This is a genomic window from Aquimarina sp. KJ22-3 (assembly GCF_055808215.1).
The window spans coordinates 798,785-814,103 of record NZ_CM147859.1 but is presented as its reverse complement, the minus strand read 5'-3'; the positions used below and the strand labels follow the sequence as shown (position 1 = coordinate 814,103).

The 15,319-nt window shown below is 37.7% G+C and carries 10 protein-coding genes and 2 pseudogenes; 6 read left to right on the top strand and 6 right to left on the bottom strand.

The window, feature by feature from the left end; all coding sequences use genetic code 11:
- Positions 1–28: 28 nt before the first annotated feature.
- A pseudogene (locus AC0L3Q_RS03375) lies at positions 29–2,199 on the bottom strand (S9 family peptidase).
- A gap of 251 nt (positions 2,200–2,450) precedes the next feature.
- On the opposite strand from AC0L3Q_RS03375, the gene AC0L3Q_RS03370 reads away from it, so the two are divergent.
- From AC0L3Q_RS03370 to AC0L3Q_RS03355, 4 genes are all read left to right on the top strand, one after another.
- The gene (locus AC0L3Q_RS03370; protein ID WP_473285122.1) at positions 2,451–3,800 is read left to right on the top strand and encodes a hydroxymethylglutaryl-CoA reductase, degradative; all 1,350 of its coding nucleotides are present in this window, start codon (positions 2,451–2,453) and stop codon (positions 3,798–3,800) included.
- A complete protein-coding gene (locus tag AC0L3Q_RS03365; RefSeq protein ID WP_473285120.1) occupies positions 3,772–4,695 on the top strand; it encodes a GYDIA family GHMP kinase in 924 nt (307 codons plus the stop codon). The genes AC0L3Q_RS03370 and AC0L3Q_RS03365 overlap by 29 nt, the downstream gene beginning before the upstream one ends.
- Before the next feature lie 151 nt (positions 4,696–4,846).
- A complete protein-coding gene (locus AC0L3Q_RS03360) occupies positions 4,847–6,700 on the top strand; it encodes a 2-oxoacid:acceptor oxidoreductase subunit alpha (RefSeq protein WP_473285118.1) in 1,854 nt (617 codons plus the stop codon).
- Between the two features lie 3 nt (positions 6,701–6,703).
- On the top strand, positions 6,704–7,717 hold the full coding sequence (locus AC0L3Q_RS03355; protein WP_473285116.1) for a 2-oxoacid:ferredoxin oxidoreductase subunit beta: 1,014 nt from the start codon (positions 6,704–6,706) through the stop codon (positions 7,715–7,717).
- Between the two features lie 69 nt (positions 7,718–7,786).
- Here the strand turns inward: AC0L3Q_RS03355 and odhB are convergent, their stop codons facing one another.
- Together odhB and AC0L3Q_RS03345 are read right to left on the bottom strand one after the other, a co-directional pair.
- Complete coding sequence (gene odhB / locus AC0L3Q_RS03350; RefSeq protein ID WP_073315745.1) at positions 7,787–9,013, bottom strand: 2-oxoglutarate dehydrogenase complex dihydrolipoyllysine-residue succinyltransferase; 1,227 nt, start codon at positions 9,011–9,013, stop codon at positions 7,787–7,789.
- Positions 9,014–9,080: 67 nt separating this feature from the next.
- Positions 9,081–11,855, bottom strand: a complete 2,775-nt coding sequence (locus AC0L3Q_RS03345; RefSeq protein ID WP_473285114.1) for a 2-oxoglutarate dehydrogenase E1 component — start codon at positions 11,853–11,855, stop codon at positions 9,081–9,083.
- 119 nt (positions 11,856–11,974) lie between these two features.
- Here AC0L3Q_RS03345 and AC0L3Q_RS03340 point away from each other — a divergent pair, with 119 nt between their 5' ends.
- Entirely contained in the window at positions 11,975–12,508 is a 534-nt protein-coding gene (locus tag AC0L3Q_RS03340; RefSeq protein ID WP_473285112.1) for an alpha-ketoglutarate decarboxylase, read from the top strand.
- A gap of 23 nt (positions 12,509–12,531) precedes the next feature.
- On the opposite strand, the gene AC0L3Q_RS03335 is transcribed toward AC0L3Q_RS03340, so the two are convergent.
- From AC0L3Q_RS03335 to AC0L3Q_RS03325, 3 genes and pseudogenes are all read right to left on the bottom strand, one after another.
- Positions 12,532–13,158 (bottom strand): hypothetical protein, encoded by a 627-nt coding sequence (locus tag AC0L3Q_RS03335; protein ID WP_473285110.1) that lies wholly within the window; start codon positions 13,156–13,158, stop codon positions 12,532–12,534.
- 12 nt (positions 13,159–13,170) lie between these two features.
- A complete protein-coding gene (locus tag AC0L3Q_RS03330; RefSeq protein ID WP_473285108.1) occupies positions 13,171–13,527 on the bottom strand; it encodes a hypothetical protein in 357 nt (118 codons plus the stop codon).
- Positions 13,520–14,493, bottom strand: a pseudogene (locus AC0L3Q_RS03325) (polyprenyl synthetase family protein). The gene AC0L3Q_RS03330 and the pseudogene AC0L3Q_RS03325 overlap by 8 nt, the downstream one beginning before the upstream one ends.
- A gap of 224 nt (positions 14,494–14,717) precedes the next feature.
- Between AC0L3Q_RS03325 and AC0L3Q_RS03320 the strand changes: the two are divergent.
- Positions 14,718–15,317 (top strand): TetR/AcrR family transcriptional regulator, encoded by a 600-nt coding sequence (locus AC0L3Q_RS03320; RefSeq protein ID WP_473285106.1) that lies wholly within the window; start codon positions 14,718–14,720, stop codon positions 15,315–15,317.
- The last annotated feature ends 2 nt before the right edge of the window (positions 15,318–15,319 follow it).

Sequence of the window (15,319 nt, the reverse complement as noted above, 5' to 3'; positions counted from 1 at the left end):
TTAATTTTAGTTTATTAGCTTAAATGATTTATAAGTTGTTTTTAATGAAGTGAGTCATCTTGTTATACAGATGCAATCTTGTATTACCTCCATAAATCCCATGATTCTTGTCTGGATAAATCGCCCAATCAAAATCTTTATTTGCCTGCACAAGGGCTTCTACCAATTGCATCGTATTTTGCACATGTACATTATCATCTGCACTACCATGCACCAACAAGAATTTCCCTTTTAAACCATCCACAAAATTAATTGGTGAATTATCATCATACCCTTTAGGATTCTCCTGAGGAGTCATCAAATATCGTTCCGTATATATGGTATCATAAAATCTCCAACTTGTTACCGGAGCAACAGCAATTGCCATTTTAAAAGTCTCCGGCGCTTTAAACAAACAATTACTAGACATAAATCCACCGTAGCTCCATCCCCAAATTCCGATTCGTGAAGCATCGATATAATCCAATGCTCCTAACTGCTTGGCTGCGGCTATTTGATCTTGTACTTCTAGATTTCCTAAATCATTTTGCGTTGCTTTTTTAAACTTTGCTCCTTTCAGTCCGGTACCTCTACCGTCTACACAAGCTACGATATACCCTTGCTGCGCCAACATCATATACCAATAATCATTAGCTCTGTTCCAGGAATTTCTCACCATTTGTGATCCAGGACCTGAGTATTGATACATAAACAATGGGTACTTTTTGCTAGGATCAAAATCTTTGGCTTGATCATCCACATATTCAGAGTTTCTCCATTGATCTCGATCGTTGAGAATTCTTTTGGACGAACATCGTATTGCTTCAATTTTTCTGTAAGTGCGTTGTTGTTCTTTAGTTCTCGAATTACTTTTCCTGTTTTTCCATTATTCAAAGAATATTCATATGGCGTTGTTGCATTCGAAAAATAGCTGATATATACACTAAAATCTGCACTAAACTCGGCATCATTGGACCCTTCTTTGGCGCTCAATCTTTTCTTATCAGCTCCATCCAATCCAATAGAATATACATCTCTATTGATATTTCCATTTTCTACACTTTGATAGAATACTTTTTTGTTTTTAGTATCATACCCATAATATTGTGTTACTTCCCAAGGTCCTTTAGTCACTTGATTGATCAACTCCCCGGTAGCAGCATAGTGATAGATATGGTTAAATCCATCTTTTTCGCTAGTCCAGATAAAACTATTATCATCTAGAAAAGTAAGGTTATCAGTAACGTCGATATAGGCTTCATCTTTTTCGTTTAGTACTACTTTTGGCGCCTTGGTTTTGGCATCTACAAAAATTAAATCCAGATTATTTTGGTGTCTGTTCATTACCTGAACACTCAAAATATCTGGATTAGCACTCCATTTTATTCTTGGGATATAAAAATCTTTATAATCTCCCAGTTTGACCTCATCCAATGCCATTGCACCTATATCGGCCACAAACAACGAGACTTTAGAATTCTTTTCTCCTGCTTTTGGATACTTAAAAACGTCTTGTTTTTGGTATAAGTCTTTCCCATATACATCCATAGAAAATTCTGGAACTTCTCTCTCGTCAAATCGTAAAAATGCAATTTTGTTGCTGTCTGCGCTCCAATCAAAGGCTCTTACAAACGAGAATTCTTCTTCGTATACCCAGTCGGTAATCCCGTTAATGATTTCATTTTTCTTTCCGTCGTCGGTAAGTTGTATCTCCTGCCCTGTTGCGAAGTTCAATACGTAAATATTATTATCCAGCACATAGGCTATTTTATTTCCATCAGGAGATAGCAATGGAGATTGAATTTTTTTGTCATGTACCTTAAAAACTCCATTGGACGGCAAATCATAGATATGATAAATCCCTCTTGAAGAACGGCGATAGATTTGCTCTAACTCGCTTGCCAACAAAATTCTATTTTCGTCTTTACTAAAGGTGTATCCCTGAAATGATGCCAGACCATCTATAGAAGAAGAAGTAACCAAAGTTTTAGCCTTCTCTCCTGTTTCATAATCATACACTTGAATATTGGTAGCTCCCGAGATGGGATCGTTTTCTAAAACTGAATATTGAGTTCCGTTTTTCATAGAGTGCAAAGACTGAAAACCTTCAGTTCTAAAAGCTCCTCCCCAGATCTCATTAAGAGTGAATGCCTTTTGTTGTGCAATGCTGACAACACTTACAAATAGTAAAACACTACAAAACAATTTTGTAAATTTCATATCATAGAGGTATAAATTGTTAACGCCAAGAATACTAAAAAATCCGTGAAAAATACAACAATTGATGTTAAATACAATAAAATCAGGGGTGCTAAAGTGTTTTTTTTTAACAGATCATTAAACAAATAGCTTTTTAAACAATAATTACACAATGAAACTCAGTAAGTTTCTGTAATTGCTACGTTCAAAGAATAGTGAATATCACAAAACAGAATAGTATCTTTGATCCCATTACTAAATTACATTACACGATGGCACCAGTAGTTTCTGGATTTTCTAAACTTTCTAAAGCGGATAAAATAAAGTGGTTGGCAGAATATCATTTCAATAATGATCAAAACACCATAAACACCCTTACTACCTATTGGAATTCTGACCAAAAGCTGCAACAGCTGCATGACGAATTTACAGAAAACACAATCTCTAACTACTATCTCCCGTTTTCGGTAGCCCCGAATTTTTTGATCAATGGTACGCGTTACACACTACCCATGACTATCGAAGAAAGTTCTGTGGTAGCAGCAGCCAGTAAAGCAGCAAAGTTCTGGCAAAATCGAGGTGGATTTAAAGCCGAGGTGATTGCAACTACCAAAGTAGGTCAGGTACACTTTATGTATGCAGGAGACTCAGAAAAACTGCAGCGTTTCTTTACAGCAGTGAAACCTCTCTTATTAGAAGCTGTTTCTTCTATCACCAAAAATATGGAGAAAAGAGGGGGTGGAGTAAAAGAAATCGTACTAAAAGATAAGACTACTAAAATTGAAAATTATTATCAGTTGCATTGCACCTTCGAGACCGTAGATGCAATGGGAGCCAACTTTATCAATTCGTGCCTGGAGCAGTTTGCTAAAACTTTTGTAGCTGAAGTCAAAACTTATGATGACTTCACAGATCATGAAAAGAATATCGAAATCATCATGAGTATTCTGTCTAATTATGTTCCTGAATGTATTGTACAAGCTACTGTCTCTTGCCCGATAAATGAACTTCCTGATAGTGTGGATTTATCTTCGGAACAATATGCGAAGAAGTTTGTACAAGCGGTTCGAATTGCAGAAGTAGAACCCTATCGTGCTGTAACCCACAACAAAGGTATTATGAATGGTATTGATGCCGTTGTCTTGGCCACTGGAAATGACTTTAGAGCGATCGAAGCCGGTGCACATGCTTATGCTGCAAAAGACGGAAAGTACAAAAGCTTAACACATGCAGAAATCCAAGACGATCAATTTATTTTTTCAATAAAAATACCTCTGGCTTTGGGGACAGTTGGTGGATTGACTTCATTACACCCATTGGTTAAATTATCCTTACAGCTGTTGGGACAACCTAATGCCAAGAAACTTATGGAAATTACGGCAGTCGCCGGTCTTGCCCAAAATTTTGCAGCAATAAACTCTTTAATAACCACAGGGATTCAAAAAGGGCACATGAAAATGCACTTAATGAATATCCTTAACCAATTTGAAGCGACTAACACAGAAAAGGAGCAGTTGATCGCATATTTTAAAACAAATGCCGTTAGTCATAGTGAAGTAGCCAATCAAATTGAAAAAACTAAGGTCCTAGCCAATGAAAAAGTCCTTTTACAGCCATGGTAAATTATTACTAACCGGAGAATATCTCGTATTGGATGGTGCTCAGGCATTGGCTATTCCTACTCAAAAAGGACAATGGCTATTTATTGCGGAGACCGATACCGAAGGTATTCACTGGCAAAGTTTTGATGAAAACGGAAATTGTTGGTTTGAAACCAATTTCCTGATTACCGAAAAAGGGCTCACCCTTGCCGACAACACCCATAATGATCCTATTGCAGATACCTTGCTCACTATTTTAAACAGTGCCAAAGATCTCAATCCAATTTTTTTGACCACTAGCAATGGCTACACTATTGAAAGTCGTTTGGAATTTGACCGTGAGTGGGGACTAGGTTCTTCTTCTACCTTGATTAATAATATTGCGCAATGGGCAAAGGTGAATGCTTTTGAGCTTTTAGAAAATAGCTTTGGAGGCAGTGGTTATGATATTGCATGTGCGCAAAATGATACACCTATTATCTACAAAAGAACCGAAGGAAAACCGGTAGTAACCGAAGTTCCTTTTGATCCTATATTCAAAAACAACCTCTTTTTTGTTTATCTCAATCAAAAACAAGATAGCAAAGACTCTATTAAGCGTTATCAATCTTTACCATTAAAAGAATTCGATAAAGCTGAAGCCGAAGTTAATGCGATCACTCAACAAATGCTCGAGTGTACAGATCTTGCGACTTTTGAAGAATTGATTTCGGCTCACGAAGCAATTGTTTCAAAAATCATCAAAACAGAAACTGTGAAGTCCAGACTTTTCTCAGATTATCCTGGTAGTATCAAGAGTCTTGGAGGATGGGGTGGTGACTTTGTACTGGCAACCGGTTCTTCTGAAGACATGGACTATTTCAAGAAAAAGGGATACACCACTGTAGTGCCCTATGAAGAAATGCTACTGTCTTAGACTCTCTAAGGTTTCGACACGGTAAATGAGCTAATCCATTCCCGTTAAATTCATTACAACATTTTAAAAAGTAAGGTTAAATATGACACTTGCTTCGTAATCATTTGCCTAAATTTTGATAAATTTAAGTGAATTTAAGAAGCATATCCCTATGACTACAGACAAAACCGATGGTAAACAAAATGTTTTAGAAGCTGTAGTAGTAAGGTTTGCCGGAGATTCTGGAGATGGAATGCAATTAACAGGCACCCAATTTTCGGATACTTCTGCCATGTTTGGAAATGATGTGGCTACTTTTCCTAACTATCCTGCCGAAATTAGAGCACCTCAAGGAAGTTTATATGGAGTATCCGGATTTCAGGTGCATATCGGGAGCATAGAAATTAGCACTCCTGGAGACGATGTAGACTTACTAGTTGCTATGAATCCTGCGGGCCTCAAAACCAACTTACATGCAGTAAAACCTGGTCATACCATTATCGTTGATACGGATGCTTTTACCAGAAAAAACCTGGAAAAAGCGCAATATGAATCCAACCCCTTGGAAGATAGAAGTTTGGAAAATTATAGGGTAATCGAAGCAAAAATGACTTCTTTAACCAAAGAAGCGCTGAAAGATCTGGAAGGATTGGATAATAAAAGCATGGTGCGAAGCAAAAACATGTTTGCATTAGGGATGGTGTATTGGATGTATAATCGATCTACAGCTTACACTATAGATTTCTTCAATAAAAAGTTTAAATCCAAACCTCAAATTATTGAAGCCAACACCAAAGTGCTAAATGCGGGATATTACTTTGCAGAAACCTTAGAACTAATCCCTAACGCCTATACGATTGCTCCTGCAAAGATGAATCCGGGAACCTATAGAATCATCATGGGCAATACTGCTACTGCTTGGGGTTTTTTGGCAGCTGCAGAAAAAACGGGATTGGACCTCTTCTTGGGATCCTACCCCATTACCCCAGCTTCAAACATTCTTCATGAGTTAGCCAAACACGAGCATTTTGGAGTCAAAACATTACAAGCCGAAGACGAAATCGCAGGCATCACCTCTGCTATCGGAGCCTCGTTTGCTGGTAATTTGGCGATTACTACCACTTCGGGACCAGGATTAGCATTAAAAGCCGAAGCTATTGGCCTAGCCATGATGATCGAGTTACCTCTAGTCATAGTAAACGTGCAAAGAGGAGGACCTTCTACAGGTTTGCCTACCAAAACCGAGCAATCGGATTTATTGCAAGCCATGTATGGCAGAAACGGGGAAAGCCCTGTAATTGTTATTGCCGCCAGTACACCAGGAAATTGCTTTCGATTTGCGTATGAAGCGGCAAAACTCACTTTAGAACATATGACGCCAGTCATTCTATTAAGTGATGGATATATTGCCAACGGATCCGAACCCTGGAAGATACAAACCACCAAAGATATGCCGGATATCAAAACCAATATCATCGAAGCTTCTGATCAAGAATGGCATCCTTACCACAGAGACGATGATACTCTGGCCAGAAACTGGGCGATACCAGGAACTCCTGGTCTAGAACATCGAGTTGGAGGATTAGAAAAAGATAAGATTACCGGAAATGTCTCTTACGTACCGGATAATCATGAATATATGACCAAAATAAGAGCAGAAAAAATCCAACGTGTACAAAATTATATTCCAGAATTAACTACGGAATTTGCCAGCTCTGGAGATCTTTTGGTTGTGGGATGGGGTGGCACTTACGGCTCTTTGTACTCTTCGGTAAAACAAATTGCTGAAGAAGGCTGTAACACTATTGGGTTAGCACATTTCAATTACATCAATCCCATGCCCAAAAACACCGGAGAGATATTATCAAAATTCAAAAAGATAGTAGTATGCGAATTGAATAATGGGCAATTCGTAACGATTCTTAGAGCCCATTTTGATCAACTAGACATCGTACAGTACAACAAAATACAAGGACTTCCTTTTGGAAACCTGGAACTTGTACAAAAATTCAAATCCCTATTATAAGCCATGAGCACTACGGATACAAAAAAATATACGTTTAAGGATTTTGCTAGTGACCAAGAAGTAAGATGGTGTCCTGGTTGTGATGACTATGTAATCTTGAGAGCCATGCAAAATGCACTTCCCGAAATGGGATTACAAAGAGAGGATATTGTTTTTATCTCGGGAATTGGTTGTTCTTCACGTTTTCCATATTACATGAACACCTATGGTATGCACAGTATTCATGGTAGAGCCCCAGCAATAGCTACCGGAGTAAAACTAGCTAATCCCAACCTGAGCGTATGGGTCATTACCGGTGATGGAGACTCTATGGCCATTGGAGGAAATCATTTTATTCATGTACTACGAAGAAATATGGATCTCAATATCGTCGTATTTAACAATGAAATTTATGGCTTAACCAAGGGACAGTTCTCCCCTACCTCATTAGTTGGACAAAAAACAAAATCTTCTCCCTATGGCAATACACAACCTCCCTTTTCTACTGGAGAATTGGCATTGGGTGCACAGGCACGATTTTTTGCCAGAATTGGAGGAAATACGCCTAAAGAAATGTCTAAGATGTTTATTGAATCTCAACAGTTTAAAGGCACTTCGTTAATCGAAGTTTTGCAAAACTGCCCGATTTTTAATGATGGTTGTTTTTCTAAATATACGGACAAGGCTGTGCGTGAAGATCAGCAACTCTTTGTTGAACACGGAAAACCTATGATTTTTGGGAAAGAACGAGACAAAGGATTACGCTTAAACGGCTTAAAACTAGAAGTGGTTACCATTGGCCAAAACAATATTACCGAAAATGACATTTTGATCCATGACGCACAGGAGCAAGACCCAACACTACACCAAATGTTGGTTCGGCTAAAATATCCATTGGTTACTGGTATTATAAGAAGTTATCAGGATACTACCCTGGAAGAAAGAAAAAATGAACAACGAGAACGGGTACGGTCAAATTCTTCCTTTACCAAGACCGATGATCTATTCTTTTCTGGAGAAACTTATGAAATCACTTAATACAAAAGACATAAAAAAAACCTGTTAGTCGATCTAACAGGTTTTTTTACTATATAGAATTATTTGCTCTTACAATTCTAGGGCCTTAGTTACATTATTATCCATCAATAATTCTTGTGGATTCTCTAATGCTTCTTTTACCGCTACCAGGAATCCCACAGATTCTTTACCATCGATGATTCTATGGTCATAAGATAACGCTACGTACATCACAGGAGCGATTACGATCTGCCCGTCTCTCACGATCGGTCTCTCTACAATATTATGCATTCCTAAAATAGCACTTTGTGGTGGATTAATGATAGGTGTAGATAACATACTACCAAACACCCCTCCATTAGTAATGGTAAACGTACCTCCTGTCATTTCATCAACTGTGATTTGACCTTCTCTTGCACGTATTGCCAAACGCTTCACTTCAGATTCCACACCTCTAAAACTCAGATTCTCTGCATTGCGAATTACAGGTACCATCAATCCTTTTGGTCCTGATACCGCAATACTGATATCTTGAAAATCAAAGGAAATCATTTCTTTACCGTCGATCATCGAATTTACCGCAGGGAATAGTTTTAACGCTCGTACACAAGCTAGTGTAAAGAACGACATAAATCCAAGACTTACTCCGTGCTTACTCTTGAAAGTCTCCTTATACTGGCTTCTTAGATCAAAAATCGGTTGCATATCTACCTCATTAAAGGTAGTAAGCATAGCCGTTTCGTTTTTTACAGAAACCAAACGCTCTGCCACTTTACGACGAAGCATTGATAATTTCTTTCGACTTTCTCCTCTGCTACCAGGACCAGGAGTACCCATAGATGGCTTAGCATCTAGTGCATCAGCTTTGGTAATTCTACCATCTCGTCCTGTACCTTGTACTTGAGAAGCATCAATACCTTTTTCGGCAAGTACTTTTTTGGCTGCAGGAGAAGCTGTTCCTGTAGCATAAGTTTCTGTTTTGGCTGGTGCTGCCGGAGCCGGAGCCTCTTCTTTTTTCTCTTCAACTTTTGGAGCTTCGCTAGCGGCTTCCGCTTTTGCTTCGCCTCCTTCAGGCTTTGCAGCATCGGTATCAATTAGGCAAACTACCTGACCAACAGCCACTGCATCTCCTTCTTCTGCCATAAGGGTAATCACACCACTTGCCTCTGCAGGAAGTTCTAAAGTTGCCTTGTCACTATCTACCTCGGCAATTGCCTGATCTTTTTCAACATAATCACCAGTCTCAACGAGCCACTGAGCTATTTCTACTTCTGTAATAGATTCTCCCGGTGATGGGACTTTCATTTCTAAAGCCATAATTCTGAATTTATCCTTTGTATAATTTCCTTCGGAAATTCTTTATCTATGAGTTACTTAATTTTACTTATCTTCTTTGATTGTCTTTTGTTTTATCAAAAACATAGTCAATCACCTCCTGATGTCTTCTTTTGGAACGCGTTGCGCTACCAGCAGCTGGAGCTCCATAAGGCCTTCTACTTGCAAATCTAAAACTTTTTGCGCCATCGTAATGCATCAACATATGACTTAACGCTCCCATGTTTCTAGGCTCCTCTTGTGCCCAAACCACTTCGTCTGCCTTGTACTTTTTAATGATCTTATCCATTTCGGTAGCAGGTAATGGGAACAATTGCTCGATTCGAACCAAAGCCACATCATTTCTCCCCTGCTTTTCCTTTTCTTCTAATAAGTCATAGTAGAACTTACCTGTACAGAACACCAAAGATTTTACATCTTTTGCCTTTGCTTCAGGATCATCTATTATCGTTTGGAAACTGCCAGAGGTGAATTCCTCTACAGACGACAATACTTTTGGATGACGTAACAGACTTTTTGGTGTAAACACTACCAATGGCTTGCGATACTTTGCTTTCATCTGTCTACGAAGCAAGTGGAACATATTAGCAGGTGTAGTTACATCTGCGACAAACATATTATCCTTGGCACAAAGCTGAAGGTATCTTTCCATTCTTGCAGAAGAGTGTTCTGCTCCTTGGCCCTCATAACCGTGAGGAAGTAACATTACAATTCCGTTTTGCAATTTCCACTTATCCTCTGCAGAAGATATATACTGGTCGATCATAATTTGAGCCCCATTACTGAAGTCTCCAAATTGCGCTTCCCATATCGTTAATGTATCCGGACTTGCCATGGCATATCCATAATCAAAACCTAACACTCCATATTCAGAAAGCAGAGAGTTATAGATATAAAAATCACCTTGATCTCCATTCAAATTATTAAGCAGCAATACTTCCTCTTCACTATCTTCAACTTTGATCACTGCATGTCTATGAGAGAACGTTCCTCTTTCTACATCCTGTCCACTCATTCTTACGTCATATCCTTCTTTCAACAATGCTCCATAAGCCAGTAACTCTCCCATCGCCCAATCTAATTGGTCTTTTTCAAAGAACATTTCATGTCGTTGTTTTACAACACGTTCAATCTTACGAAGGAATTTCTTATCGGAAGGAAGGTTGGTAATGACCTCAGCGATCTCGGTAAGCTTATCTTTGGGATAAGTAGTATCTACAACATCCATCATTTCATCCTCCTGAACACGTTCAAAACCTGCCCATTCATCTTGCATAAACGGTGTAATTACCGTTTTCTCTTGTTTTCTAGAATCTTCAAGCTCTTCTTCCAGAGAAGCCTTGTATTCTTTTTCGAGGGTAGCTACATAATCCTTATCGATAATCCCCTCTTCAATCAACTTTTCGGCATAAATATCTCTAGGGTTTCTATGTTTAGCTATCGCCTTATATAGCTTAGGTTGTGTAAAACGAGGTTCATCACCTTCGTTATGACCATATTTACGGTATCCTAATAGATCTATAAAAACGTCGCGCTTAAATGTCATTCTGAAATCCAATGCAAAATTGGCAGCATGCACCACGGCCTCTGCATCATCGGCATTAACGTGTAGCACAGGAGATAAAGTAACCTTACCTACATCGGTACAGTACGTAGAGGATCTAGCATCCAGATAATTGGTAGTAAATCCAATTTGGTTATTTACCACAATATGAATGGTTCCTCCGGTTTTATATCCATCCAGCTTGGCCATTTGTACAATCTCATAGACTAAACCTTGACCTGCAACAGCTGCATCCCCATGCACAACAATTGGCAATACCGCCGAAGTATTTTCTTGATAATGACGATCTTGTTTTGCTCTGGTAATACCTTCTACTACAGCTCCAACAGTTTCTAAGTGTGAAGGGTTTGGAGCGATATTCATATTGATATCTTTACCACTATCCGTCTTTCGTTTTGAAGTCCAACCCAAGTGATATTTCACATCTCCATCAAAAACTGCTTCTTCATAATCTTTACCATCAAACTCACTAAAAATATCTTTAGGGCTCTTCCCAAAAATGTTAGTCAACGTGCTCAATCGACCACGGTGAGCCATTCCCATTACAAATTCTTTCACCCCCAGATCGGCAGCTTTTTCTACCAAAGCATCCAAAGCAGGAATTAAAGACTCTCCTCCTTCTAACGAAAAACGTTTTTGCCCTACATATTTGGTGTGCAAAAAGTTTTCAAAAGAAACGGCTTGATTTAATTTTTTGAGAATATGTTTTTTCTGATCTGCAGAAAATTTTGTTCTATTCGTATTGAAATTTATTCTGGACTGAATCCACTCACGCTCTTCCGGATTTCGAATGTACATATATTCAATCCCAATAGCATCACAATAAATCTTTTCTAAGTGAACTACAATATTGCTTAACGTATTAGGACCAATACCAATAATTTCTCCGGCATTAAAAACCGTATTTAAATCTGACTGGCTCAATCCAAAATTTTCTAAAGCTAATGTAGGTGTATACTTTCTTCTTTCTCGTACTGGATTCGTCTTGGTAAATAAATGCCCCCTTGTTCTGTAGGCATCTATTAAACGAACTACCTGAAACTCTTTTTGTACATTTTCAGGAACAGCAATAGTCCCTTGGGTTTCTTTTTCTACATAAATGGTTTCTCCAGAACCATCTGCGTTTTCTAAACCAAAATCAAATCCTTGAAAAAAAGCCCTCCAACTTGGCTCTACGCTATCGGGGCTTTGTAAATATTGGTCATATAATTCCGCAAAAAATGCGGTATGAGCCGCATTCAAAAATGAATATTTATCCATAAGTAAGCATTCAGTTGTCTTTTTAACGACAAAACGCTACAAAAATACAACAATTACAATTTATTGGCTATCGAATTCTCTATATTTATGCAACATTTTTCATAAAATTAATCATGATCATGATTCCTTTTCAAAATATTAAGAGTTTTGTTTTAGTTTCATTTGTTTTGTTTTCCTTACAAAACATTTCTGCGCAAAATGAAAATTTTTGGTCAAAGGTTAGATTTGGTGGAAATATCGGAATTGGATTTACGAACGACACCTTTAATGCAGTAATCGCTCCTGCATCTATTTACGATTTCAATCCATGGTTTAGTGGTGGTGTAGGACTTAGTTTTGGATACTCTACTTTTGATGATGATGTTTTTAATGAAGAACGCAGGAGCACTAATTATGGCGCTAGTCTTATCGGGTTATTTAATCCCATTCCCGAATTTCAACTGTCTGCAGAATTTGAACAAATGGGTGTGAGTCAACGTATAGAAGCAGCCAATCAAACATTTACAGATGATTATTGGTACCCTGCATTATTTCTGGGTGCTGGGTATCGCACTGGCTTTGTAAGCTTCGGTATACGATATGATGTATTGTATGATGATGACAAGAGCATTTATGGATCCGCGTATGCTCCTTTTGTAAGAGTGTTTTTTTAGAAAATGATTTTTCGATTTAAAAATCACCAAAGATGAAAAATACAATTAGGTTTTCTATTCGAATAATTTTCTAATTTTTTCTCAGCTTTTCTCAACAACCTATATTTAAAACGAATATCCTCAACATCTTCCTGACAATTGCTTTTTTCAAACGGAATAGTTTCAAAATAATCTGCATCCCATTGGCTCAATTTTTCTCCATGTCTTCTTTCATAACAACCAACACTATTATTTCCTTCAAAAAATAGTACATGCTCAATAACTTCTACCACTTTTTCAGCGCTTAGAGACGACACCCCTTGTGAGCTTTCTTTATAAAGAGTATTCATACGGATTATCTCAGAGATCGAGGTTTTCAAACGTATGGTATCATTTTCAACAAAAAAATACTCTAAATAAACATCTCTAGCAAAACCCTGCTGATACGTATGTTTTATCAACTTTAATTGATTCCCTTTGTAGTAATATTGAATTCTCCCAGATAGGCTTTCTGAGCATTTATAGTTTTTAGAAACATACGTTATAAGCGTATCTTTTTTTGCTATAGCTTCCTGAAGAGCCCTAAAAGACAAATCTACTTTGGTAAATTCTTCCTGAGCATAAGAAAGAGTTACAAAACACATCAACCAAATAAAATTGCATAGTCTCATCCCGTTAAAATTTTATAACCTATTCCTATAATATACTTTTTTCCATTCTCTTTTTAAGATCAGGGTAGTAACATAGATGGCAATATCTTCAACATCCTCCGAAGTACATTTTTTGACTTCTTGTTCTGAAACATCTACGGCGTACAAAAAATTGAGGTACTCATTAAAGTGATAGCGCATTTTTTGCTGAACCAAATCACATAATTCTACCACCAAAACTTCTGGTGTGATCGTAGCGGGAATCGTATAGTCGATCCCGGCACGAATCATATCCTTTTGAAGTTGCTGCAACAGCTTTGAATACAGATCCGTAGTGACTGCCTCCTGTAAAATAACAGCGCTACTATCTTTGGGGTCAATATTAGACACTTCTATTCATTAAAGTGGAACCGAACAATCGCAACATCTCTTTTTTATCTTCAGAAATCGATAGTGAATCTAATGCTGCAAAAGCTTTTTGGGTATACGCCTCGATCTCTGCTCTAATACTATCCCTTGCTCCCGTAGTTTCAAAAAGGATTTTACCGTACTGATCTTTTCTGAAGGATCTTCTGGATTTAGAGAAAAAAGTCCTCTTAGTTGCTTTTCTTCATTTTCTGAAGCAAACTCTACAGCCTTGAGATACAGAAACGTCTTTTTATTTTCTATGATATCTCCCCCTACTTGTTTTCCAAAAGTTTCAGGATCTCCAAAAGCATCCAGATAATCATCTTGTAATTGAAATGCCAAACCAAGTAATCTACCAAAGTCATAAATGGCGGTCTTACACTGATCCGATGCTCCTGCAACGATTGCTCCCATTTTGAGCGCTGCACCTACCAACACTGCAGTCTTATACTCGATCATCTTCATATACTCAGGAATGGTTACATCGTCTCTGGTTTCAAAATCAATATCATATTGCTGGCCTTCACACACTTCAATTGCTGTTTTAGTAAAGAGCATGGCTAAATCTCTGAAGGTATCCCCCTGATAATTCTCGAACAATTGATAAGCGTTAATCAACATGGCATCACCAGAAAGAATCCCCGTGTTGATATCCCATTTTTCATGAACAGTTTCTTTTCCTCTACGCAAAGGTGCATCATCCATAATATCGTCATGAATCAAAGAAAAGTTATGAAACACCTCAACCGCAAGAGCAGCATCTAATGCTTCATTGTACGAACGACCAAAAATCTCTGAAGCCATAAGCACCAAAGTAGGTCGAAGACGCTTTCCGCCTAATCCTAATATATATGTAATGGGTTCGTAAAGGTTTTTGGGTTCTTTGGTAGTGTTCTTTTGTTCTAGGTATTCCAGAAAAAACCGCTGATAATCAGAAATCGTGTGCACTGTATTTTTTTGTGCTAAGGTAAAACAAAATTTCAGATCGTCATGTCAATTATTTGTCCAAATAACAAGGGTACGAACGTCCTATTATAGAACAAAGCCTTATAAAAGTTAACAAAGTCACCTCAAGTATTAGAACAATGTTAAATAAATGTAAAACTTTGGAAACTTTTATTGTTTTAAAAGTTTCCGTACTTACATTTGTCCCCTCAACAAGAATCCCCACGATGAAAGAAAAAATAATTGAGAAAGCGAATGATATGTTTTTGAGCCTCGGTTTCAAAAGTGTTACGATGGACGATCTTGCTTCTGAGATGGGCATATCTAAAAAAACAATTTATACGCATTTTCAGAATAAAACTAAACTAGTAGAGGCCACAACACATCATTTGTTTTGCAGGATTAGTGATGGTATCGAAGCCATCCTACATCAAACCTTAGATCCTATTGAGGAACTCTATACGATCAAGGCTTTTGTGATGCAGCATCTTAAAAATGAAAAGACAGCACCTTTGTATCAATTACAAAAATATTATCCCAAGATTCACTCTGGCCTTAAAGAAAAACAATTTGAAGTATTTCAAGAATGTGTTGTTGACAACTTGAAAAGAGGAATAGAAACCGGAGTGTTTAGATCTAATATTGATATAGAATTTATCTCTAGAATCTATTTCATTGGCACCAACGGTATCAAGGACAAAAATATGTTCCCTGATAATGATTTTCCAGTAGCCAAATTAATGGACGATTACTTAGAATATCACATTTTGGGAATAACAACAGAAAAAGGACGAACAATTTTAAACAATCTAATAAAAGAACAATAAAT

Excerpts from the sequence above, each read along its gene's own strand:
- AC0L3Q_RS03365 (WP_473285120.1), top strand. The coding sequence starts at position 3,772 with ATGAAAAAGTCCTTTTACAGCCATGGTAAATTATTACTAACCGGAGAA.
- AC0L3Q_RS03360 (WP_473285118.1), top strand. The coding sequence starts at position 4,847 with ATGACTACAGACAAAACCGATGGTAAACAAAATGTTTTAGAAGCTGTA.
- AC0L3Q_RS03340 (WP_473285112.1), top strand. The coding sequence starts at position 11,975 with ATGATTCCTTTTCAAAATATTAAGAGTTTTGTTTTAGTTTCATTTGTT.
- AC0L3Q_RS03370 (WP_473285122.1), top strand. The coding sequence starts at position 2,451 with ATGGCACCAGTAGTTTCTGGATTTTCTAAACTTTCTAAAGCGGATAAA.
- AC0L3Q_RS03320 (WP_473285106.1), top strand. The coding sequence starts at position 14,718 with ATGAAAGAAAAAATAATTGAGAAAGCGAATGATATGTTTTTGAGCCTC.
- AC0L3Q_RS03335 (WP_473285110.1), bottom strand. The coding sequence starts at position 13,158 with ATGAGACTATGCAATTTTATTTGGTTGATGTGTTTTGTAACTCTTTCT.
- AC0L3Q_RS03345 (WP_473285114.1), bottom strand. The coding sequence starts at position 11,855 with ATGGATAAATATTCATTTTTGAATGCGGCTCATACCGCATTTTTTGCG.
- odhB (WP_073315745.1), bottom strand. The coding sequence starts at position 9,013 with ATGGCTTTAGAAATGAAAGTCCCATCACCGGGAGAATCTATTACAGAA.
- AC0L3Q_RS03355 (WP_473285116.1), top strand. The coding sequence starts at position 6,704 with ATGAGCACTACGGATACAAAAAAATATACGTTTAAGGATTTTGCTAGT.